At 71.3% G+C, this 21,620-nt stretch carries 18 protein-coding genes; 2 read left to right on the top strand and 16 right to left on the bottom strand.

The features are described from left to right. Positions 1–4: 4 nt before the first annotated feature. Complete coding sequence (locus ASF43_RS24090; RefSeq protein ID WP_056186905.1) at positions 5–1,195, bottom strand: CaiB/BaiF CoA-transferase family protein; 1,191 nt, start codon at positions 1,193–1,195, stop codon at positions 5–7. Positions 1,196–1,363: 168 nt separating this feature from the next. Continuing rightward, on the bottom strand, positions 1,364–2,221 hold the full coding sequence (locus tag ASF43_RS24085) for a MaoC family dehydratase N-terminal domain-containing protein (protein ID WP_235578353.1): 858 nt from the start codon (positions 2,219–2,221) through the stop codon (positions 1,364–1,366). A gap of 343 nt (positions 2,222–2,564) precedes the next feature. Here ASF43_RS24085 and ASF43_RS24080 point away from each other — a divergent pair, with 343 nt between their 5' ends. Next, complete coding sequence (locus ASF43_RS24080; RefSeq protein WP_056186900.1) at positions 2,565–3,068, top strand: ferritin-like domain-containing protein; 504 nt, start codon at positions 2,565–2,567, stop codon at positions 3,066–3,068. A gap of 7 nt (positions 3,069–3,075) precedes the next feature. Here ASF43_RS24080 and ASF43_RS24075 read toward each other — a convergent pair whose 3' ends face one another. Next, positions 3,076–3,486, bottom strand: coding sequence for a hypothetical protein (locus ASF43_RS24075; RefSeq protein ID WP_056186896.1), 411 nt, complete (start codon positions 3,484–3,486; stop codon positions 3,076–3,078). Between the two features lie 308 nt (positions 3,487–3,794). Here ASF43_RS24075 and ASF43_RS24070 point away from each other — a divergent pair, with 308 nt between their 5' ends. After that, entirely contained in the window at positions 3,795–5,105 is a 1,311-nt protein-coding gene (locus ASF43_RS24070; RefSeq protein WP_156373502.1) for a hypothetical protein, read from the top strand. A 186-nt stretch (positions 5,106–5,291) separates the two neighbouring features. On the opposite strand, the gene ASF43_RS24065 is transcribed toward ASF43_RS24070, so the two are convergent. The 13 genes from ASF43_RS24065 to ASF43_RS24005 all read right to left on the bottom strand — a co-directional run bounded on the left by ASF43_RS24065 (position 5,292) and on the right by ASF43_RS24005 (position 21,610). Further along, a complete protein-coding gene (locus tag ASF43_RS24065; protein ID WP_056186891.1) occupies positions 5,292–6,476 on the bottom strand; it encodes a GGDEF domain-containing protein in 1,185 nt (394 codons plus the stop codon). Between the two features lie 239 nt (positions 6,477–6,715). Next, a complete protein-coding gene (locus tag ASF43_RS24060) occupies positions 6,716–8,938 on the bottom strand; it encodes a hypothetical protein (RefSeq protein WP_156373501.1) in 2,223 nt (740 codons plus the stop codon). A gap of 64 nt (positions 8,939–9,002) precedes the next feature. After that, positions 9,003–10,184, bottom strand: coding sequence for a hypothetical protein (locus tag ASF43_RS24055; protein ID WP_056186886.1), 1,182 nt, complete (start codon positions 10,182–10,184; stop codon positions 9,003–9,005). Then, a complete protein-coding gene (locus ASF43_RS24050; RefSeq protein ID WP_056186884.1) occupies positions 10,174–10,992 on the bottom strand; it encodes a hypothetical protein in 819 nt (272 codons plus the stop codon). The genes ASF43_RS24055 and ASF43_RS24050 overlap by 11 nt, the downstream gene beginning before the upstream one ends. 1 nt (position 10,993) lies before the next feature. Next, the gene (locus tag ASF43_RS24045; RefSeq protein ID WP_056186880.1) at positions 10,994–11,845 is read right to left on the bottom strand and encodes a YaiO family outer membrane beta-barrel protein; all 852 of its coding nucleotides are present in this window, start codon (positions 11,843–11,845) and stop codon (positions 10,994–10,996) included. Further along, the gene (gene wecB, locus ASF43_RS24040) at positions 11,842–13,014 is read right to left on the bottom strand and encodes a non-hydrolyzing UDP-N-acetylglucosamine 2-epimerase (RefSeq protein WP_056186877.1); all 1,173 of its coding nucleotides are present in this window, start codon (positions 13,012–13,014) and stop codon (positions 11,842–11,844) included. Before wecB ends, ASF43_RS24045 begins: the two co-directional genes overlap by 4 nt. Further along, positions 13,011–14,933 carry a hypothetical protein gene (locus ASF43_RS24035; protein WP_056186874.1) on the bottom strand — a complete coding sequence of 641 codons (1,923 nt, stop codon included), beginning with the start codon at positions 14,931–14,933 and terminating at the stop codon, positions 13,011–13,013. Before ASF43_RS24035 ends, wecB begins: the two co-directional genes overlap by 4 nt. After that, positions 14,930–16,039, bottom strand: a complete 1,110-nt coding sequence (locus tag ASF43_RS24030) for a polymer-forming cytoskeletal protein (RefSeq protein ID WP_056186869.1) — start codon at positions 16,037–16,039, stop codon at positions 14,930–14,932. The genes ASF43_RS24035 and ASF43_RS24030 overlap by 4 nt, the downstream gene beginning before the upstream one ends. After that, complete coding sequence (locus ASF43_RS24025) at positions 16,036–17,451, bottom strand: glycosyltransferase family 2 protein (protein ID WP_082498136.1); 1,416 nt, start codon at positions 17,449–17,451, stop codon at positions 16,036–16,038. Before ASF43_RS24025 ends, ASF43_RS24030 begins: the two co-directional genes overlap by 4 nt. A 432-nt stretch (positions 17,452–17,883) precedes the next feature. After that, positions 17,884–18,729: a crotonase/enoyl-CoA hydratase family protein gene (locus tag ASF43_RS24020; RefSeq protein WP_056186866.1), complete on the bottom strand. Its 846-nt coding sequence runs from the start codon at positions 18,727–18,729 to the stop codon at positions 17,884–17,886. Beyond that, a complete protein-coding gene (locus ASF43_RS24015; RefSeq protein ID WP_056186865.1) occupies positions 18,722–19,612 on the bottom strand; it encodes an SDR family oxidoreductase in 891 nt (296 codons plus the stop codon). Before ASF43_RS24015 ends, ASF43_RS24020 begins: the two co-directional genes overlap by 8 nt. Further along, positions 19,609–20,400 carry an enoyl-CoA hydratase/isomerase family protein gene (locus tag ASF43_RS24010; protein ID WP_056186862.1) on the bottom strand — a complete coding sequence of 264 codons (792 nt, stop codon included), beginning with the start codon at positions 20,398–20,400 and terminating at the stop codon, positions 19,609–19,611. Before ASF43_RS24010 ends, ASF43_RS24015 begins: the two co-directional genes overlap by 4 nt. Before the next feature lie 61 nt (positions 20,401–20,461). Continuing rightward, positions 20,462–21,610: an acyl-CoA dehydrogenase family protein gene (locus ASF43_RS24005; RefSeq protein WP_056186860.1), complete on the bottom strand. Its 1,149-nt coding sequence runs from the start codon at positions 21,608–21,610 to the stop codon at positions 20,462–20,464. Between the last annotated feature and the right edge of the window lie 10 nt (positions 21,611–21,620).

Genomic DNA, 21,620 nt, shown 5'->3' with positions numbered 1-21,620 from the left:
CGCCTCAGACTGCCTGCGCGGCGTGCAGGGCTGCGATCTCGGCCGCGCCGTAGCCCAGCTCGGCCAGGATCGCGTCGGTGTGCTGGCCCAGCGCGGGCACCGGGTCCATGCGCGGGCCCGTGTCCCAACTGCCGGGCGGCAGCATGGCGGGCAGCGGGCCTTGCGGCGAGCCGACCTCCGTCCAGCGGCCACGCGCCTGCAGCTGCGGGTGCGCCCATACCTCGGCCATGGTGTTGACCTGGGCGTTGGCGATCTGCGCGGCCTCCAGCCGCTCGACCACTTGCGCCACGGTCAGCGAGGCGAACGCGTCCACGATGATCTGGCGCAGCGCCGCGCGCTCGGCCACGCGCTTGAAGTTGGCGGTGAAGCGCGGGTCGGTGGCCAACGCAGGCTGCTGCAGCACCTTCTCGCAGAAGCTCAGCCATTCGCGCTCGTTCTGCAGGCCCAGCATCACGGTGCCGCCGTCGCCGGCCGGGAACGGGCCATACGGGTAGATCGTCGCGTGGCTGGCCCCCGTGCGCGGCGGCGGCGCGGCACCGTCGAAGGCGTAGTACAGCGGGTAGCTGGTCCACTCGGCCAAGGACTCCAGCATGGAGATGTCGATGCGCTGGCCGCGCCCGGTCTGGCTGCGCTGCATCAGCGCGGCCAGGATGTTGGTGTACGCATACATGCCGGCCGCGATGTCGGCGATCGAGGGGCCGGCCTTGCAGGGCTCGTCCGGCGTGCCGGTGACGGAGACGAAGCCGGCTTCGCTCTGGATCAACAGGTCGTAGGCCTTCTTGTCGCGGTAGGGGCCGGGGTTGACCGGGTCGTCGCCGTAGCCTGAGATGTCGCAGACGATCAGGCCGGGCTTGCGTGCCGACAGCTGGTCGTAGCCCATGCCCAGACGCGCAGCGGCGCCGGGCGCGAGGTTCTGCACTACCACGTCGGCCTTCTCCAGCACCAGGCGCTCCAGCACCTTGGCGGCCTGCGGATGCTTGACGTCCAGCGTGAGGCTCTCCTTGGAACGGTTGGTCCAGACGAAGTGCGAGGCCAGGCCGCGCACGCGCTGGTCGTAGCCGCGGGCGAAATCGCCGCTGCCCGGGCGTTCGATCTTGATGACGCGGGCGCCCAGGTCGGCGAGCTGGCGCGTGGCGAACGGCGCCGCGATGGCGTGTTCGAGCGTGACGACGGTGATGCCTTTGAGGGGTTGCATGGTGATGTGGCCTTCTATCGATGAGTCGTTGTTTTCGCCCCAGGGGCATCAGAGAGCACGGCCCCCCGCAGGGCACACGCGGAACTGGCTCTGCCAGGCCGCTGGGTGCGCCCCCCTCGCGCAGCAGAGGGGGGTTGGCGGAGCGCGCAGCGCGGAGACTGGGGGGTGTTATCTCAATACTGCAACCGCGTCCATCGTCAGCCAGCCTTCGTGGTCGCTGGCCCACAGGCGCACGGTCTTGCCGTCGGCCTGCAGCTCGCCGTTCACATGGAAGGGGTGCAGGTCGAAGGTCGGCCGCACGGCCTTGAAGCGGAAGCTGGCCACGTCCGCATCGGGCATCTGGCGGCGCAGCAGGTCCATCAGCAAGGTGGCGATCAGCGGGCCGTGCACGATGAGGCCGGGGTAGCCCTCGACCTGCGTGACGTACTGGCGGTCGTAGTGGATGCGGTGGCCGTTGAAGGTCAGCGCCGAGTAGCGGAACAGCAGCACGTCGTCCGGCACGATCTCGCGGCGCCAGGCGCCCTGCGCGGCGGCCTGCGGCGGCGGGGCCACGTCGCCCGGCCGCTGAGCCTCACGGTAGACGATGTCGTGGAACTCGACCAGCGCCGGGTCGGCCGCGCCGTTGCAGCGCACCTCGTGGCGCACCTTCACGAACACCAGCTTGCCGGTGCGGCCCTCCTTGATGCTCACGTCGTCGATGGTGGAGGTGCGGGCCACGGCGTCGCCCACGCGGATCGGCGAGTGGAAGGTGAACTGGCTGCCGGCCCACATGCGCCGTGGCAGCGGCACCGGGGGCATGAAGCCGCCGCGTTTGGCGTGGCCGTCGGCGCCGATGTCGGACTGCCGGTGCTTGGGCAGGAAGTACAGCCAGTGCCACAGCGGCGGCAGCGGCGTGCCGGTGGGGGCATCGAAGGCGGGGTGGTCCAGCGTGGCCGTGAGGGCGACGACGGGGGCGGTGGTGATGGTGTCCTGGACGGTCTCGCTGCGTCCGATCCAGGCATCCAGCGTGTCAGTGGCGGTATTCACTCGGGTCTCCGAAGGTGGGCTGCGTGGTGCAGCGCTGCCAGGGAGTCTCGACCAGTGCGTTGCCAAAGTGAATTGCAACATTCGGATCGATTGATGCACGGTGCAGCGGCAATGGCGCGGCCGGGCGGGCACCTTCTCCTACGCGAAGCTGGCCTCAAACAGGGCGGCGACGCGTTCGGGCACCGCGCACAGTGCTACCACCGCACGCGCAGGCCGGCCCCCCGGCGACGCGCATGGCTGGCCCACGGCCAGTGGCAGTTGCACCAGAACCATCACCCGGCGCGTCCCGATCCGACGATCAGGCGCTTGTCTCTGTCCATCCATCTCCAACCAGGAACGCGCCATGTCCACACCCGAAAACCTCAAAGACCTGTACACCGACGAACTGAAAGACCTGTGGTCGGCCAACGACCAGATGCTCCGCTGCATCAAGAAGCTCAACACCAAGGCCGCCGACAAGAGCCTCAAGGACATGCTGACCGGCTCGCAAGAAGGCATCGCCAAGCACACCGGCATCCTGAAGGACCTCATCGCATCGAACGGCGAGAAGGTCTCCAAGGAGCATTGCAAGGGCATGGAAGGCCTGGTCGCCGAAGCCACCAAGCACACCGGCGAAGAAGCGCCCAAGAAGGGCCCGGTGCGCGACGCCGTGATCATTGCCCAGTACCAGCGCATGAGCCACTACGGCATCGCCGGCTTCGGCACCGCGGCCGCCTTCGCCAAGGGCCTGGGCCTGGCGGACGACTACAAGGCCCTGCAAGCCGCGGTCAAGGAGATCTACGGCAACGACGACTACGTCAGCAAGCTCGCCGAGACCACGGTGAACCTGCAGGCCAAGGACCGGTAAACCCGTTTCACTGCGCGGGCGGCTGCACGGCCGCACCGGCCCCGGGCTGCATGGGCAATTGCAGCCGCAGCCGCGTGCCAGGCCCGGCGACGACGCGCCAGAAGCCGCCATCGCGGGCCACCTGCGCGATGCCTTCGAGCACGTGCGGCTCGGCGTAGCGCGCCACCGGCAGCAGCCAGGCGAAGTGCGCGAGCGAGCGCGGATGGCTGGCCTGCAGCACGTCGGTGCGTGGCACCAGCGGATCGGGGTCCGTGCCCCACTCCACGGCATGCCGCTGGTTGGCAAAGTGTGCGTAACGGCCCATGGTCGTCCAGTGCAGCACGCCGCGGCGCTGCAGCGCCTCCACGTGGCGCAGCCAGTCGCGTACGGCCTGCGGGGCGTGCGCGGCGTCGGCCGGGTCCAGGGCCACCAGCCGCACGGTGCGGTGCTGCGCGCAGTAGTCTCGGCCAGGTCGTCCAGCCAGGCACCGATGGCCAGTGGCGCCTGCGGCGTGCCCAACGGGCTGGCGAGAGCCTTCGTGCCGGCGCGCAGCGCGCTGAACGCCCATAGGCCGGCCGGACCACGCTGGCCGCCCACGTAGCTGCGCGTGGGCGCCATGCCCCGGTCACCATCGAAACGGTAGGCCGTGATGCCCTGCGCCTGCAGCCAGGGCATGGCCTGTTCCGGGTGCGGGCCCAGCGGCACCGACACCTCGCGCACCGGCCGGCCGGCCGCCTCGCGCACGGCATGCAGCGAGGCCTCGGTCAGCGCGCTGGCCGGCGTGGCCTGCGGTTCGCCCCGCCCCCCGCGGCTACCCAGCTCGTCGCCGCGCGCGGCGAAGTGGCGCACCCAGGCCTGCAGCGCCTGCCTGCCGGGTGCATCGAAGTCGGCCGCGAGGTGGATGGAATACGGCCCTTGTGCGAAGGCGCCCAGCGCATCGAGCGTGCCCAGCGCCGGCGCGGCGCTGGCTGTGTCGAGCTGCCAGTTCAGGATCAGCGCGCCCTGTGCGCCCGGCATGGGCGCGAGCTGCGGCAGGGCCGCTACGTCCTGCGCGAAGAAGCGCAGCCACACGTGCAGCCACAGGCCGTCGTTGCGCCGCTTGAGCGCGCCAAGCGGCAGGTTCACGAACAACACCTGGCCCTGGCCGAGCACGCGCAGGCCCGCGAGCAGGCTGCCGTCGCCGGCCTGCATGAGGCGCTGGCCGTTGTAGACGCCGCGCGTGGCCAAGGCGGCGTCGGCCAGGTGCTCGTCGCCGGCCACGGCCATCGGGGCGGCATCGGCCTGCGTGGCGTCACCTTCCAGCGTGCCGGGCGGCAGCTGCAGCAGCGGCACGGCGGCGCCCTCGACCCACGCCACGCGACCTGTTGCCGTGCGCGGGGGCGTGCCCGCGGCGTCTGCGTAGGCCACGCCGGCCAGCCGCGCGGCCGGGCGGGCCGCGACGTCCGGGCCATCCACGCCTGCGTCGTGCACCAGCAGCAGCGGGGTGCCGGCGCGCACGCGCTGCTCGATCCGCTCCAGCAAGGCGTCGCCCAGGTGCCGGCGCACACCGTCGGGCAGGATCAGCGCCGCTGCGCCCGCGCGCTCCCCGCGCAGCAGGGCCGAGGCACGCAGCAGCTCCAGCTCGAAGCCCAGCTCGGCCGCGGCGTCCTGCCAGGCCCGCACATGCAGGTCATCGGCGGCCAGGCCGTCGGGCACCAGCAGCGCCAGGTGCGTGGGCGCAGCGCGCCCGGGTGCGCTGGTGCCGCGCCACAGCCCCACCAGCGCCAGCATGCCCAACGCCAGCACCCCGATGCTGATGCGGCCCGTCCAGAAACCGCGCGTGCCCCCTCTCACGGGATCGCGGCGGCGACTGGCTGCGCCGCCGGGACAAGCAGCCACGGCGCATGCAGCAGCATGCAGCGTACGTGGCCACGCAGCGCGGGGCGGCGGCCGGCGGTGGGTGACAGCGGGGAGCGCAGGAGATCGGCGAGCGCCGGTGCCGACACGGTTGCCCCACCGTCAGGCGACAAAGATGGGGCTCCCGGTTGCATGCAAAGTATCTTGTTATCGTTCGGTTAATTGTACGAATACAGTTAACAATCGAAGCCCACTTGCAGCATCTTTATTACATCTACAACAAATCCGTACAAATACGGCGGCGCTGGCACGCTATTGGCTTGGATTCTGTGTAGATGCGGTCGACGTCGCGCAGCGCTACCGGGCATTCGTCCATGATGCAGACAGGCGCCGCGCGCCTGCCACGGGCTACGCGGCCGCGTGCGGGCGGTCCAGGCAGACGCGGTTGCGGCCGTTGCCCTTGGCGCGGTAGAGCGCCCGGTCGCTGCGGTCCAGCGTGCCGGCCGGGTGCCGGTCCTGGGGCGCCACCAGCGCCACGCCGGCACTGACCGTCACGCTGCGGCCTTGCAGGGCCGGCGGCAGGGCCATGCCCTGCACGGCCACGCGCAGGCGCTCGGCCGTGGCCAGCGCCTGGGCTTCGTCCGCAATGTCGGCCAGGATCACGACGAACTCCTCGCCCCCGATGCGGGCCACGGCATCGTGCGGGCGCGCGTCGGCCTGCAGCACACCGGCCACGCCGCACAGCACCGCGTCGCCCGCGGCGTGGCCGAAGCCGTCGTTGATCGACTTGAAGTGGTCCACGTCCACGCTGATGAGCACGAAGCGGCGCTGCTCGCGTTGCCAGTCCTGCCAGCGCCGGTCCAGCCGGTCCAGGAAGGCGCGCCGGTTCAGCAGGCCGGTCATCGCATCGCGGCTGGCCAGGGCGCCCAGCTCGCGCACCAGGCTGCGCACGATGATGAAGTACAGGGCCGAGTTGAGCAGCGTGAGCACGATGAGCACGCCGTAGGCCAGCAGGTAGGACTGCGGCGCCGCGACGCTGGCCGCCAGTTCCCAACCCCACAGCAGGCCGCCCAGCGCCTGCACCACCAGGCCGAGCGCGGCCAGGACCGCCAGGGTGCGCAGGATCATCAGCACGTCCAGGCTGTGGTCGAAGCGGCTGCGCCCGTGGGGCGATGCGAGCCAGGGCGCGCGCACCACCAGCCAGGCGATGGCCAGGTAGACCAGGGCCAGCCGCCAGCGGGCGTCCGCCAGCTGCGCAGCCTGTAGCACGATCAGCAGTGCGGCGGTGCCCCCGCCGACGACCAGGGGCTCGCGCGTGGCCAGGCCGCCGAAATGCGCGGCGCAGCCGTGCCACATCATGGCCAGCGCCAGCACGATCAGCGCGTCGGCGCCCGCGTGGGTGAGCAGCGCGGGCAGATGGCCGCGCAGCGCGATCAGCATCAGCCCCACCCCCATGGACAGGTTGAACAGGGCCAGCGTGTAGATGCCGGCGCGGTCGCTCGGGCACAGCGCGCGCCGCAGCAGCAGCCAGAACAGGCTGAACACGAGGTGCTCGGCGCCCACCAGGCCCCACAGGCCCTGCACGCTGTTCATGGCCAGGCCCCGAGGCGGCCGCACCGGGCCCGCCACAGCGCCAGGCTGTTCGCAAAGGGGCACGGCAGGGGGGTCATGCGGTCCGGATGTTCGGGTGGCCGACACATTGTGGGCCTGTCGCAGCAGCACCGTCACAGCGCCACCACCTGGCGCGTGGTCCAGAAAAAAAGGCGGCCCGCCCGTCGTGCAACGGTGCGGGCCGCCCTGTGGCAGCCGCTCGCCTGCGTGGCGCCAGGCGATCAGCGTTCGCTGGTGATGAAGCGCAGCTGGGTGCCGCTCCTGGCGGTGATGACCCAGTCGTTGGTGTCGCTGGAGACCGTGCCCAGGCCCGAATAGATCACCGGCAGCGTGTAGCTGCTGCGTGGCAGCAGCATGGTGACGTCGGTCAGCGACTGTGCGTTGCTGATCGCGAACACGCTGGTGCCCAGCAGGAAGGGCGTGCTGGCCCAGCCGGTCTGGATGCGGCGCTGCGAGAAGTCGGCCAGCTCGGTCATCGTGTACCACTTGAAGCGGTTGCCGTCCTCCAGCTTGCCGCCGCGGTTGACGAAGGTCTTGACGACGCCCAGGTGGTCGGCCGCGCCGGGGGGGTGGTTGTAGAACAGGCGGTTGCTGCGCTTGTTGACGACGAAGCTCTGCAGGTCAAGCAGCCACTGCGCGGACGTCGCGTCGCTGACGCCGTTGGCCTCGAAGTCCTCGAAGGTGGCCGAGACGCCGAACGGTGCGATGGGCATGGCCCACAGCTTGGTCGTCAGGCGCGCGCCGTCACGCCATTCGCGCATGGCCGGGGTGCCGGTGTTGCTGACGGTGTACATGCCGACCACGCCGTACTGCTCCTTCCACCGCACGGCCCATGACGGGTTGTTGCCCTGGGGTGCCGAGTACTCGCGCTGGCGCTCGCCGGTCACGTTGGTGATGGCCTGGAAGTTCGCCTGCAGCCAGGGCAGGTACAGGGCGGCATTGGTCTCGGTGGCGTTCAGGCCGTACAGGTTGTGGTTCCAGCCGCCATGGGAGCCGACGGCGTGCTTGACCAGGCTGGCGTTGGAAGCGTAGCGGCCGAACTTGCCGGTGCGCAGCACCACGTCCTGGGCCGCGGGGTTGGCCGGCAGGTTCATGCCCAGGCCGTCGCCGGGCACGTCCACGTCGGGGCCGGCGGTGAAGTGCACCGAGAAGGGGCCGGCGCCGCGCATGAAGTCCATCGCCATGATGTCGCGGAACTGGGGCACGACATCGTCGCCGTCGTCCACGTGCCAGTTGTAGACCAGGCCGCCGATGCCGCCCGGCTGCACCGCCAGGCGCGGCATGCCGACCGTGTCGCGCGCGAAGTAACCCAGCACGCCGTGCAGCAGCGCGCCGTCGGTGCCGATGGCCTTGAAGAAGCCGACCGGCAGGTTCACGAAGAGCACTTCGCCCTTGCTGTAGGTGCGCTCGCCGGCCACCAGGCCGAAGTCGGGCGAGGTCAGCAGCACGGTGCCCGGGAACTCGCCCGTGGTCACGTAGCTGTAGTAGCTCAGGGGGCCGAAGCCGTAGCTGCTGACGACCTGCAGTTCCGCATCGCCGGCCGCCTGGCGCGCCTTGGCTTGCGCAGACGAGAGCTCCTCCCAGCCCGCGCCGCCACGCGTGGCCACGGCACCGACCTCACCCACGCGACGAGCGGCGGTCCAGCGCGAGGCATTGAGCAGCAGGCTGCCGAGCGACCTGGTGGCGTTGGCCACGCCGAGGTCGTAGCGCAGGCCACCGACGACGGAGGCCACGCGCGCATTGGGCTGCGGGTTGGCGCGGGCGCGGTACCACGAGCGCATGAACTCCGAGCCGCCCGCATCGAAGCGGCTGGTCGGCACATAGGCCAGCTGGGGCGTGGCCGAGCGGGCCGCGGCCGCCGCCACGCTGGGCGCTGCGTAGGGCAGGTACTTGCCGGGCGGCAGCGACAGGTCGTCGAGCATGCCGCGCGCGCCGACCACGGGGCCGAAACCCACCACGCGGTCCTGCAGGGCCTGGTACTGCACGTAGTCCACGCCCACCAGATCGGAAAAGCGCGAACGGCCGCCGGCGTCGTAGAAGCCCGCGTCGTTCAGCGCGCCCGCGTCGTAGACGAGCAGCAGCTTGCCGCCGCGCGAGACGTACTGCTTGACCGCGGCGACCAGCTTGTCGCTGGCCTGGATGTGCGCGCTGTCGGGCAGCACCAGGCCGCCGATCGACGAGGACGCCGAGGTGCCGAGCGCGATGAAGGCCGAGTCGGTCATGACCTTCATCTGCAGGCCTTCCTCGACCGCCGTGTCGGTCCACACGCGCACCTGCCAGGCGGCGGTGTCGGCGCCGTCGGGCACCAGCAGCGTCAGGCTGTCGCGGCTGCCGGCCAGCGCGGCGCCGGGGCTGGCGAACACGGCCAGCAGCAGCGCGAACAGCGCCGCGGCCCACGGGTGCCGCAAGGCACGCAGGCGTTGAACAAGGACTTGGAGGGACATGGTTGCACCTTTTCTATGGCTGTTGTGAGGGTTGGGAAACACAGGGAAGAACGCTCGCACTTCTTCATGGAACGGGATCGGAGAGCCAGAGCAGCCAGCGCAGGTCGCCGACCTGGAACGGCCAGGCGAAGGGCCGCTCGGTGCGCAGCCAGGCGCCGCGTGCGCGGGCGACCCAGGTGCGCGCGGCGGCCTCGTCGCCCGTGCAGCGCGCCGCCACGGCCACGGCGGGCCACCAGAAACCATCGGGGTCCACGTTGCGGCGCGACCAGTCGGCCTGGCCCTGCCAGCGGCGGGCGGCCTGGCGCCAGGCTGCGGCGGCGTCGGCGGGCGCCGGGCCGGCCACGCCCCACAGCAGCGGCCAGGCCTGGGCCACGGTGTCGGCGTACCAGCGCGCGAAATCGGGCGGCCCGGCCTGCAGGCTCACGCGCCAGGCCTGGCTGGGGGCGTGCCACAGCTGCGTGCGCACGGCGTCTTCGGTGCGCTGCGCGGCGGCCAGGCTGCGCGCGGCGCCGGGCCCGTCGGCATAGGCCTGCTGCTGCACGCCGGCCCAGGCGCGCCAGCCGGCCGCCACCTCCACCGCGTCCATCAGGTAGTCCACCGCGTAGCCGGGCTTGGCCGAGCTCAGGCCCTCGGGCTGCGTCAGCGCGACCATGGTGCCCACCGAGGCCTGCAGCGAGGCGCGCATGCCGGCCTCGCGCAGCAGCGCAGCGTCGCCGCCGGCCGCGCGGTAGGCCTCGGCCATGAGCAGCAGCGAGGCGGCCGTGCTGTCGTAGGCGTCCACGTGCGGGCACTCGTCGGCCGGCCGGCCGACGGGGCACGGCGCGACATGCAGGTCGGCCTCGCGCACCCAGTGGTCGAACACCACGCCCTGCCCCGGCCCCGTGGGCGCGGTATGGCGCGACTGCCAGCGCAGCCATTCGGCGGCCACCGGCAGCAACGACGGCGCCACGCGCAGCGCCTCGGCCAGGGCCAGGTTGACCTGGTAGGCCGAGATGAAATGCCAGCGCGCGCCGCCGGGGTCCACGTAGCCCGGCGACAGGTTGGACTTGACGGCGCCGTGCGCGGCCTGCCCCGGCGCGTGGATCGCCAACTGCGCCAGCGTGGCCAGGGCCGCGTCGCGAAAGCCCGCGTCCACCAGCGCGCCGCGCGCGCACACGGGCGCGGCGGCCGATGCCGCGCCGGCAGCGCCGAGCACCAGCGTGGCCAACGCCAGGCGCAGGCGGTGGGCCAGGGTGTCAGCGCGCACGGCGCTCCCCGTGGATGGGCGCGGCCCAGGCCATGCCCCAGCCGTACAGGGCCACGACGCCCACCACCGGCAGCATCACGCCGAACATGAGGTTCAGCAGCGGCAGCAGGATCAGCCCGCTCATGCTGGCCAGCGCCACGTGCAGCGCGTACTGCAGCGGCGTCAGCACGAACAGGAACAGCAGCGTCGCGGCCGTCAGCGCCGCGCGCTGCCAGTGCGCGAACGGGAACAGGTAGTAGGTCATGAGGTGGATCCACGGCGTGGCCAGCATCAGGTACCAGGTCTGGCGCAGGCCGCTGGCCACATGGCCGGCCACGGTGTGCGTGAAGCTGGCCGACCAGAACATGAAGAACAGCACCGAGGCCCCGTGCACGAGCACGCCCAGGCGCACGAAGAAGGCCAGCGGCTTGGCCGCGTCGGACAGCCAGCCCGTGCACCACCACAGCAGCACCAGCACCGCGCCGTGCTTGAGCGGCGTGTTCGCATCGGGCACCGGCATCTCGGGAATGACCACGGGCACGACCAGGCCGAACCAGCCGACCTGGTCGGCGCTGCCCGGCACGAACTGGCCGCGCAGCGCCAGCGCGCGCAGCCACCACAGCACCTCGTCGCCCCAGGCCATGCCGACCCAGGGGCGCAGCAGCATCAGCGCGGTGCTGAAGGCCAGCGCCAGCGCGCAGCCCGCCACCACGCGCCCCATGGGCAGCGGCAGCCGCCAGATGGCCCGGTGCTGCGCGATGTTGCCGCCGCGGTGGCCGCGCGCGCGCAGGCGCTGGACGATCTCGGCGGTGCTCGATGGCTTGGTCATCTCAGAATTGCGCGAAGAGGCCGATGCCCAGCGTGCGGCGGCGGTAGCTCGGGTTCTTGTAGTACTCGTCCTGGAACGTGAAGCCCCAGGTGCGGCCGATCCAGCGGCGCCAGCCGAACGCGACGGTGGAGCTGCGGAAGTCCACCAGCTGCGCCTGATCGCCGACGGCCTGGTAGGCCTCGGTGCCCTTGGCGCCGCGCACCGAGAAGTACTGCCAGCCCTCGCGGCCCACCGTGATGGCGGCATACGGCATGTGCGAGGCCACGTCGCCGGGCTGGCTGACGTTGAACACCATGCCGTGCTCCAGCACCACATTGCCGGGCAGGTACCAGGCCAGCGACAGGCGCGAGCCGAGGTCGCTGCGGTCGTTGTCGAACCAGGCCTTGTAGACCGCCAGCGAGGTCACCAGCTGGCCCTGCGACAGCCACTTGCGCGAGACCTGCAGGTCGGTGCGCGCGTTGGCCCAGTTCGGCCCGCCGGTGCCGGCCGCCAGCGTGTGGGTCAGGTACCACCGCTCCGACAGCGTGCCCGTGTAGGCCACGGCCAGCACGCCGCCGCGCGCGCCGAACTTGCGCTCGTTCAGCGCGTCGATCTGCAGCACATGGCCTGGCGCCATGGTGATGGCGCCGCGCAGGTTCTGCGCCTCGCCATCGGGCAGGCCGGCCGTCAGTGCGCTGCGCGAGGTCTGCAGATCCCAGGTGGTGCGCGGCGGCGCCTCGGCGGCCGCCGGTGGCGGCGCGGCCGGCAGCGGCAGGGCCTCGACCGCCTGCGGCAACGCATCGACGGCTTGCGCCAGTGCGCCCGCGGCCGGCAGCGCGCAGGCCAGCAGCAGGGCCAGGGTGCGCTGGTTCACAGCGCCTTGCCCAGCACGTCGGCGATGCGCTGCGAGGTCTTGCCATCGCCGAACGGGTTCACGGCGGCGCGCATGCGCGCCAGCTCGTCGCCTTCGTTGAGCAGGCGCGTGACGACGCCCACGATGCGCTGCATGTCGGTGCCCACGATCAGGCCGGCGCCGGCCTCGATGAGTTCGGGCCGCTCGGTGGTGTCGCGCAGCACCAGGACCGGGCGCGACAGCGCGGCGCCCTCCTCCTGGATGCCGCCCGAGTCGGTCAGCGCCAGCGCGCTGTGCTGCAGGCACCACAGCAGCGCCGGGTAGTCCAGCGGCGGGCACAGGCACAGCCGGCCTTCCAGCCGCTGGGCCAATTCGCCGAGCTCGGCGTGCACGATGTCGGCCACGGCCGGGTTGCCATGCACGGGCCAGGCCACGGCCAGGCGCGGGTCGGCCTGCAGCAGGCGCGCCACGGCACGCGCGATGTCGCGGATGCCCGGCCCCCAGTTCTCGCGCCGGTGCGCGGTGACGGTGATCAGCCGGCCCTGCGCCAGGTGGGGCTGCAGCCGCCGCAGCGGCTCGGGCAGCTGCAGCGCGCCGCTGGCCAGCAGGGTCACCAGCCGGCTGGCGCCGGCCAGCGCGGCGTCGACGGCGGTGTTGCCCACCATGTGCACGCCGCTGGCCGCGATGCCTTCGCGCGCCAGGTTGGCCGCGGCGCCGGGCGTGGGCGCGAAATGCCAGCGCGCCAGCCGCGCCGTGATCTCGCGGTTCTTCTCCTCGGGGAAGGGCTCGCGTGGGATGAAGGTGCGCAGCCCGGCCTCGACATGGCCGACGGGCAAGTCCAGGTAGAACGCGGCCTGCGCCGAGGCCAGCGTGCTCGTGGTGTCGCCGTGCACCAGCACGGCCGCGGGCCGGGCCTGTTCGTAGACCTCGGACAGGCGTTCGAGCAGCAAGGCGTTCAGGTGGGCCAGGCTGGCGTTGCGGCGGTCGAGCTGCAGCTCGTACTGCGGCCGGATGTCGAAGAAGTCGTACAGCGACTCGGCCATCTCGCGGTGCTGGCCGCTGTGCACCCAGGCCACGGGCATGCCGCGGCGGCGCAGCTCGGCGTAGACGGGCGCCATCTTGATGATTTCGGGGCGGGTGCCGACGGAGATCAGGATCGGCCTGGCCGACGGAGAGTTGGGTTGCGTCATGGCGCGGCGGTGGGAGTGAAGGATTCGGGCGCCGGCACATTGGCGCGCAGCGGCAGTTGCAGGCGCAACCGGGTGGAGGCCCCGGCGACGACACGCCAGGCATCGCCGTCGCGCACGACCTGGGCCTGGCCCTCGAGCACGCGCGGCATGTCGTAGCGCGCCAGCGGCAGCAGCCAGGCGAAGTGCGCCAGCGAACGCGGGTGGCTGGCCTGCAGCAGTTCGGTCGCGGCGTCTTCGACGCGGGTGTCCCATTCGACGGCCAGGCGCTCGTTGGCGAAGGCCGCGTACTGGGCCATGGTGATCCAGCGCAGCGAGCGCTCCTCGACCAGCTTGGCGGTGTGGCGGATCCAGTCGCGGAACGCGTCGGGAAACAGCGCCACGCCGGGCGGGTGGAAGTACACCAGCCGCACCGTGTGGTACTGGGCGCAGAAGTCGGCCACGTCCTTGAGCCAGGCGCCGATGTCGCGGTCGGCGATGCCGGCCATCGAGGTTTCCTCGAAGCTGGCGTGTGCGCCGTAGCTCAGCACCGGGAAGGCCCACATGCCCGAGGGGCCGCGCTTGCCGCCCTGGTAGCTGCGCGTGGGCGCCATGCCGATGTCGCCGGTGAAGTAGTAGGCCTGGATGCCCTGCGCGCGCAGCCAGGGCGTGGTCCAGGCCGGGTGGTTTCCCATGGGCGCCGAGTACTCGCGCACCGGCTGGCCGCTGGCGGCGCGCACGGCCGCGAAGTTGCGCTCGATCAGCCCGATGGAGCGCTGCGGCGCCTGCTTGTCGACGTCGCGGCCGAAGGCGTTGTGGATCCATCCGCCGTGGCTGCCGACCTCGTCACCGCGCTCGACGAAGCGGCGCACCCAGTGCTGCATGCGTTCGTTGCGCGCCAGGTCCATGCCCTGGCCGTCGCCGGGGTTGTCCACATCCGGGCCGGCGGTCAGGTGGATGGAGTACGGCCCCTGCTCGAACGCGCCCAGCGCGTCCAGCGTCTCGATGGCGGGCACCGCGGCAGCCGCGTCCACATGCCAGTTCATGATCAGCGCGCCCTGCGCATCGGGCACCTGCGAGAGCTGCGGCAGCCCCGACACGTCCTGCGCGAAATAGCGCAGGAAGCTGTGCAGGAACAGGCCATCGGTGCGCAGCTTGAGGTAGGTCAGCGGCAGGTTCACGAACAGCACCTGCCCCAGGCCCACGCTGTGCAGGCCAGCGAGCAGGCTGCCCTCTTCGGCATGCATGAGGCGCCGGCCGGGAAACACGCCGCGCGTGCTGTACACGGGGTAGTGCAGCCGGCCGTAGTGGTAGCCCACGACGGCCAGCGGCTCCTCGTCCAGCGGCGGCGGCTGGTTGCTCGACAGGGGCTCGTCCTCGCCATCGCGGATCAGCTTGCCGGGCGGCAGGCGCAGGATGGGCACGGCCGCGCCCTCGACCCAGGCCACGTGGTCGCCCGACATGCGCCCGCCCAGCTCGCCATACAGCGCATAGCGCACGCCGGCCAGGCCCGACAGGCGCGACTGCGCCGGGTGGTAGCCGCCGTCCAGCGCCTCCAGGCCGGCGTCGTGCACGAGCATCAGGCGGGCACCGGCGCGCACGCGCTGCTCCAGCACGGCGATGAGCGCGTCGTTCATGCGGCGGTGCACCTGGTCGGGCAGGATCAGCGCGGCATCGCGCGCCGGGGTGCCGGCGCGCAGCAGTTCGGAGGCGCGCAGCACCGTCAGCTTGAAGCCGAGCTCGGCCGCGGCGTCCTGCCAAGCGACCACGTGCAGGTCGTCGCCGGGCAGGTCGTCGGGGATCAACAGCGCCAGGTGCGTCGGCGCCGCGGCGCCACCACGCGCGCCGCCGAAGACGCCCAGCAGGACGAGCGCGACGACGGCCAGCACCAGGAGGCCGCCCCGGATCAGCCAGACCCGGGTCGTGACGGGCTTGGCGCTCACTGCGCGCCCGCCGGTGGAGAACCGGGTTGCGATGGCCAGGCGCCGGCGCCGGCCGGCACGGCCGCGGGCAGCGGCGCCACGCAGCGGCCCTGCTCGCCGGCCCAGACCGTGCCGTGCACGACCACGCCGGCGCCGATGTCGATCTGCGGCGCCGCCACGTTGGCCGGCACGGCCAGCGTGCCGACCGTGCAGCCCGCCCCCAGCGCGATGCTGCGCTCGGACATCAGCACGCCCTGCACGCTGCAGGCTTCGTCGAGCACGATCGCGTCTTCGGCGAACACGCCACCGCGGATCACGCAGCCCGCGCCGACCGTGAGCCGGCCGCGCACCTTGAGGCTGCCGCGCACGGCGCAGCGCGGCGCCAGCGTCAGGTCGCCGTGGCAGATCAGGTCGCCCTGCCAGGCCGTGCCCGCGGGCACGGCGAGCGGGCCCTGGCCGATGGCACGCCGGCCCGAGGCGTCCCACTGCACGCCGGTCAGCGCCGCGCCGTCGGTGGTCGCCGGCACGGCGGCTCCCGGCGCCACATACGGCAGAAACTGCAGGCGCGGCGCATGCAGCAGCGTGAAGCCCACACCCGGCGCCAGCACCAGCAGCCGCTCGGCCGTCACGCGGCCGGCCAGCTCGCAGGCCTGGCCCACGAAGACCTCATCGCCATGCGCCCAGCGCAGCACCGACGACTGCTGGCCCAGCCGCAGCGCGCCGCCGGCCCACAAGGCCTTGCACACACTGCGCTCGCCTGCGCGCAGCGCGCCCTTGGCCGCCACCTCGGCATAAAAGGCCATGCCGTCGGGCAGCCGCAGGTCGCCCGCGGCGTGCCACAGGCGGTGGGTGGCGCCGGCAGTGCGCTCGGCCTCGGTCAGCGCCAGGGGCTGGCCCGCGGGCGGGCCGGCCACGATCTCGGTGCGGCCCAGCTCCGTCTGGCCGGCCTGCACCGCGGCGGCCAGGCGCGCCGCGAAGCTGCGGGCCAGGAACGGAGGGTCCAGCGCATCGGTCTCGTCGATGGGCAACGGCTGCACGTCGCTGGGCCGGCGCCATTCCAGGAACGCCGGCAGCATGGGCACCGCCATGGCGCACAGCGTGAGCAACACCAACAGCGCCAGCGTCACGGGCCGACCTTGGCCGAAGGTGCGGCCGGCAGGCCCAGCGAAGGGCTGGCGCGGCGGTAGCGCACGGTCTTGTCCCAGTGGAACTTGCCGCCGCCCAGGCGGTCCAGCAGCAGCTGGTCGATCACCGAACGCGCGATGGCCACGGCGCTCACGATGAAGCCCAGGAACGAGAACGCCAGCAGCCGGATGCGGCGGTTGGAGCGGTCCAGGTGCACGGCCGTGGCGATCTCGAAGAAGGCCGCGAAGTTGCCCAGCGCGCTGTGCACCATGAAGGCCATCAGCAGCAGCGCGGGCGCCAGCCACTGCATGCTGACCGTGAAGTACATCAGCACGCTGAGCACCCAGCCCAGCAGCAGCACGGGCGACATCATGTACACGCCCAGCAGCAGGAAGCCGTCCAGCCGCTCCGTCCAGCGCAGCGTGCGGTTGCGCAGCAGGCCGCCACAGTGGCGCACCATGGCCTGGTTGTGGCCCTTGGACCAGCGCTTGATCTGGCGCATGCGCACGGCCCAGCTCTGCGGCACCTCTTCGTAGCACTCGGCGCGGTTGTGGTAGACAGTGCGCCAGCCGCCCAGCAGCAGGCGGTAGGTGAGGTCCGTGTCCTCGGCCAGCACGTCGTCATGCCAGCCGCCCACGGCTTTCAGCGCGCTCACGCGGATGCCGCCCACCGTGCCGCCGTACTGCGGCACCAGGCCCAGGTTCATGCGGGCCTGCTGGTCGACCTGGTAGCCGCCGGCGCGCTCCAGGTCCAGCAGCCGCGTGAGCAGGTTGGCGCCCACGTTGTGCGGCACGACGCGGCCCATCACGGCGCCGACCTCGGGGTCGAAGAACGGCGCCATGAGCCGGCGGATCAGCCCGCGCGAGGGCATGTAGTCGGCATCGAAGACGATGATGAAGTCGGTGTCGATGGTCTCGGTGGCGTCCTTCAGCGCCGCGGCCTTGCCCGGCTTGCCGCTGGTGCGGTGGAACGGCGTGATGCGGCCCGGGTAGCGCGCGACCACCTCGTCGACGATCTCGCGCGTGCGGTCGGTGGAGCGGTCGTTGACCGGCACCACCTGCATGCGGTCGGCCGGGTAGTCGACCAGCATCAGGTTTTCGAGGCAGTCCCGGATCACGTCTTCCTCGTTGTGCGCGGCCACGAAGATCGTCACGCGCGGCCAGTCGGCGGTGACCAGGCTGGCATAGGGGTTGCGCTGGCGGCCGAACAGCCGGTTCAGCGAGAAGACGTAGTGGCGCGCCGTGTAGACCGTGAGCAGCACCATCACCAGGCCCATCAGGATGCCCAGCGTCCACGCCCAGACGGGCCCCAGCGGGCTGCTGACCTGCAGCGCGACGATCGCCGGGGCAGCGGACCAGGCCGGCGCGGCCGGTGCCAAGGCAGCACCCGCGGCGGTGAGCAAGCGGAAAGACATGTTGTGACGCCCAGCGAACGTTGTTTTGGAGAGAGCACTGGCGCGCGCGCCAATCCCACGGCTGGACCGATGACCGCACGCGCCCTGCCTCCGCGCCCTGATCCGACTTCGCGCCTCTGCGGGCGCCACCGTTACCTCCGTTGCATCTGCATGCAATCGGTAACTAAATTTCCGGCGTTATTGTATGAACGCAGAACCAATTTAAAGATCGATTTGGCTAAATTTGTTGCGAGTTGGTTGCGTGAAACACAATTTGCCGCCAAGCTGCCAACAAAACACGGTACAAACTCGTAAGTTTATGTATGCATTGGACGGGTGTTTTGTATCCAGTTGTACATGTCTTGCCGCTGGTTTCGTGTAGCCAAGCGCGTAAGGCGCCCATGGCAAAGCGGCACGCACCTCGCGATGCCCGCCGCCGCCAAGTGAAGAAGATCAATCGGGCTCGGTGAAGCGGCCGGGCCGCTTGCCCATGGCGGCGCGCACCGCTTCGCGCTGGTTCGGGCTGCCGACCAGGCGCTGCTGCTCGACCGACTCGGCCATCAGCAGGCTGGCGGCATCGCCGTCGCTCATCTGGTTCAGCAGCCGCTTGGCGGCGCGCACGGCATCGGGGTTGCGACCTGCGATGTTGCGCGCCATGGCCAGCGCTTCGGCCAGGGGGTCGGGGCAGATGCGGGTGGCCAGGCCGATGGCGCAGGCCTCGTCGGCCGGCACGATGCGCGCGCTGAACACCAGGTCGCGCGCGATGTCGGCGCGCAGCAGTTCGCGCAGCAAGGGGATGCCGGCCATGTCGGGCACCAGGCCCCACTGCATTTCCATGACGGACATGCGTGCATCGGCCGCCAGCAGGCGCAGGTCGGCCCCCAGCGCGATCTGCAGGCCGCCGCCGTAGGCCACGCCCTGGATGGCGGCGATGACGGGCACGGCCAGCTCGCGCCATTGCCAGGCGACCTGCTGGAAGCGGTTGGCCAGGCCGTGCGTGCGCTGCTGCAGCTCGGCCAGGCCGGGCATGCCGCTCGCGCCGCCCTCGGCCATGTTGACGAAGCTGGCCATGTCCAGCCCGGCGCAAAACGCCCTGCCTTCGCCATGCAGCACCACGGCGCGCAGGCCCCGGGCCTGCTGCAGCGCGGCGCCGGCGGCGAGGATGCCGTCGAACATGGCCGTGTCCAGCGCGTTCATCTTGTCGGGCCGCGCCAGGCGGACCTGGGCCACGCCATCAGTGTCGATCTGCAGCGCGACGCGGTCGTGGAATGTCTGTTCGTCCTGTTCTGCGTTACTCAAGGCGTTGTCTCCTGTCTTTGGCGTCCTGGCCGGCGATGTTGTCACGCGCGCGGCGCCAGTCCTCGTCGCCCCAGGCCGACATGCGCGCGAAGTTGCCGCCCGTGGCCTGGTACTGCGCACCGTCGATCGCAATGGTCTGGCCGTTCACGTATTCCGAGCCCGGGCCGAGCAGGAACACCGCGAGGTTGGCCAGCTCGGGCATGCGGCCGTTGCGCTGCATGGGGTTGCCCTCGGTCTTGTGCTCGCCACCGCCGGGGTTGAGCCGCGCGCTCATGCCTTCGGTGGGGAACAGGCCCGGCGCGATGGCGTTGAAGCGCACCCCGCGGCCGGCCCACTCCACGGCCAGCGACTGCGTCATCGCGTGCAGGCCGGCCTTGGACATGGCAGACGGCACCGTGAACGGCGAGCCGTTCCACACCCAGGTGGTGAGGATGGAGACCACGGAGGCTGCCTTGCCTTCGGCCAGCCAGCGCTTGCCGCAGTCCAGCGTCATCATGAAGCTGCCGCGGAACACGATGTTGGCAATGGCGTCGAAGGCGCGCGGTGAGAGGTCCTCCGTGCGGCTCACGAAGTTGCCGGCGGCGTTGTTGACCAGGCCGTCCAGCGCGCCGCCGTCGGCCCAGATGGCGTCCAGCATGGCGGTGATCTGCTCGTCCTTGCGGATGTCGCACGGCAGGCCCACCACCTTGCCGCCATGCGCGGCCATGAGCTCCTGCGCGGTCTGCTCGACCACCGGCGCGCGCCGGCCGCAGATGTAGACGGTGGCGCCCAGCATCAGCAACGCCTCGCCCATCACGCGGCCCAGGCCGCTGCCGCCGCCCGTCACCAGGTAGCGCCGGCCGGCCAGCAGGCCGGGTTTGTAGATCAGGTCGTCGAGGGTCATGTGGGGCTTCCGTAGATTGGCGTGCGCTTGTCGAGGAAGGCCTGCATGCCTTCGTGGAAATCGGCGGTCTGGGTGCACAGCACCTGGTTGCGGTCTTCCATGGCGATCACGGCTTCCATGCTGCCGGCGTCCACCGCGAAACCCAGCGCCTCCTTGGTCAGGCGCAGCGCGACGGGCGTGGCGTTGAGCATGTCGGCGGCCATGGCCTGCGCCTGCGCCTGCAGCTCGGCCAGTGGCGCGACGCGGCTGACCAGGCCGAGCGCGTAGGCCCGCTGCGCGTCCATGAAGCGGCCGGTCAGCATGTATTCGGCTGCGACCGAGCTGCCGACCATGCGCGGCAGGAAGTAGCTCACGCCCACGTCGCAGGCAGACAGGCCGATGCGGATGAAGGCCGCGTTCATGCGTGCATCGGGCGTGACCAGGCGCACGTCGGACGCGAGCGCGAGCGCGAACCCTCCGCCGCTGGCCGCGCCCTGCACCACGCTGATGACGGGCTGCGGGCACCGCCGCATCGCCAGCATGATGTCGCGGATGCCTTTTTGCTTCTCCAGCATCTGCTCGACGCCGCGCGGGCCGCCGACCACCGTGTCCTTGATGTCCAGGCCGGCGCAGAAGGCGCGGCCCGCGCCCTGCAGCACGACCACGCGCGTGGCGCTGCGGGCCGTGAGGCGCTCGAAGTATTCGCGCAGGGCCGTCGTGAGTTCGGGGTTGAGTGCGTTCAGCCGCTCGGGCCGGTTCATGGTGAGCCAGGCGACACCGCTGCGCTCTTCAATGTCGAGGACGCTCATGTTGAAACTCCGTGCTTGCGCACTGCGGTGCAAGCTTGCCTGGGGCGGCCCGGCGCGTCGCTCATAACGCGCGCGAGATCACTTCTTTCATGATCTCGTTCGTGCCGCCGAAGATGCGCTGGATGCGCGCGTCCGTGTACATGCGCGTGACCAGGTACTCGTTCATGTAGCCGTAGCCGCCGAACAGCTGCACGCATTCGTCGACCACGCGGCCTTGCGCTTCCGAGCCCCAAAGCTTGGCCATGGACGCGGTGGCGGTGTCGAGCCTGCCGGCCACCAGGTCCTCGACACAGCGGTCGATGAAGGCCCGGCCCACCTTGATCTGCGTGGCGATCTCGGCCAGCTTGAACTTGGTGTTCTGGAATTCGGCGATCGGCTTGCCGAAGGCCTTGCGCTCGCGCACGTAGTCCAGCGTGGCGAGGAAGGCGCCCTCCATCGCGGCCAGCGAGGCCACGCCGATGATGAGCCGCTCGTAGGGCAGGTCGCCCATGAGCTGGAAGAAGCCCTGCCCTTCCTTGCCGCCCAGCACCGCATCGCTGCGCACGGTCACGTCGTCGAAGAACAGCTCGGAGGTGTCCTGCGCCTTCAGCCCCATCTTGTCGAGCACACGGCCCACGCGAAAGCCCGGGCAGTCGGCCGTGTCCACGAGCAGGATGGAGGTGCCCTTGGCGCCCTGGCTCGGGTCGGTCTTGGCCACCACCAGCACCACGCCAGCGAGGTAGCCGTTGGAGATGAAGGTCTTGGAGCCGTTGATGCGGTAGACGCCCTCGACCCTGTCGGCGCGTGTGCGCACGCCCTGCAGGTCCGAGCCCGCGCCCGGCTCGGTCATGGCGATGGCGCCCACGATCTCGCCGCGCGCCAGGCGTGGCAGGTAGTGCGCCTTCTGCGCGTCCGTTCCGTGGTTCAGGAAGTAGTGCGCCACGATGGAATGCACGCCGATGCTCATACCCGACAGCGCGCGGCGTGCCATTTCCTCGTGCAGGATGGCCTCGTGGCGGAAGTCGCCGCCACCGCCGCCGTATTCCTCGGGGATGTCCACGCAGAGCAGGCCCAGTTCGCCGGCCTTGCGCCAGATGGCGTGGCCCACGTTGCCGGCCTCGCGCGCTGCTTCGTCGTGCGGCAGCATCTCGGTCTCGATGAAACGCACCGCGTTGTCGCGGAACAGCTCCAGGTCTTCGTCCATCCAGGAGCGGCGCAAGTCGATGGTCATGGGGTCTCCA

Origin of the sequence: Pseudorhodoferax sp. Leaf267 (genome assembly GCF_001422405.1) — a bacterium.
Taxonomy (GTDB): Bacteria; Pseudomonadota; Gammaproteobacteria; order Burkholderiales; family Burkholderiaceae_C; genus Pseudorhodoferax.
Note: the sequence above shows the minus strand (reverse complement) of the source record. Positions and strands in the feature narration are given on the sequence as shown.

Excerpts from the sequence above, each read along its gene's own strand:
- ASF43_RS24015 (WP_056186865.1), bottom strand. The coding sequence starts at position 19,612 with ATGACCCTCGACGACCTGATCTACAAACCCGGCCTGCTGGCCGGCCGG.
- ASF43_RS24025 (WP_082498136.1), bottom strand. The coding sequence starts at position 17,451 with ATGTCTTTCCGCTTGCTCACCGCCGCGGGTGCTGCCTTGGCACCGGCC.
- ASF43_RS24050 (WP_056186884.1), bottom strand. The coding sequence starts at position 10,992 with ATGACCAAGCCATCGAGCACCGCCGAGATCGTCCAGCGCCTGCGCGCG.
- ASF43_RS24070 (WP_156373502.1), top strand. The coding sequence starts at position 3,795 with ATGCAGCGAGGCCTCGGTCAGCGCGCTGGCCGGCGTGGCCTGCGGTTC.
- ASF43_RS24005 (WP_056186860.1), bottom strand. The coding sequence starts at position 21,610 with ATGACCATCGACTTGCGCCGCTCCTGGATGGACGAAGACCTGGAGCTG.
- ASF43_RS24065 (WP_056186891.1), bottom strand. The coding sequence starts at position 6,476 with ATGAACAGCGTGCAGGGCCTGTGGGGCCTGGTGGGCGCCGAGCACCTC.
- ASF43_RS24060 (WP_156373501.1), bottom strand. The coding sequence starts at position 8,938 with ATGTCCCTCCAAGTCCTTGTTCAACGCCTGCGTGCCTTGCGGCACCCG.
- ASF43_RS24090 (WP_056186905.1), bottom strand. The coding sequence starts at position 1,195 with ATGCAACCCCTCAAAGGCATCACCGTCGTCACGCTCGAACACGCCATC.
- wecB (WP_056186877.1), bottom strand. The coding sequence starts at position 13,014 with ATGACGCAACCCAACTCTCCGTCGGCCAGGCCGATCCTGATCTCCGTC.
- ASF43_RS24010 (WP_056186862.1), bottom strand. The coding sequence starts at position 20,400 with ATGAGCGTCCTCGACATTGAAGAGCGCAGCGGTGTCGCCTGGCTCACC.
- ASF43_RS24080 (WP_056186900.1), top strand. The coding sequence starts at position 2,565 with ATGTCCACACCCGAAAACCTCAAAGACCTGTACACCGACGAACTGAAA.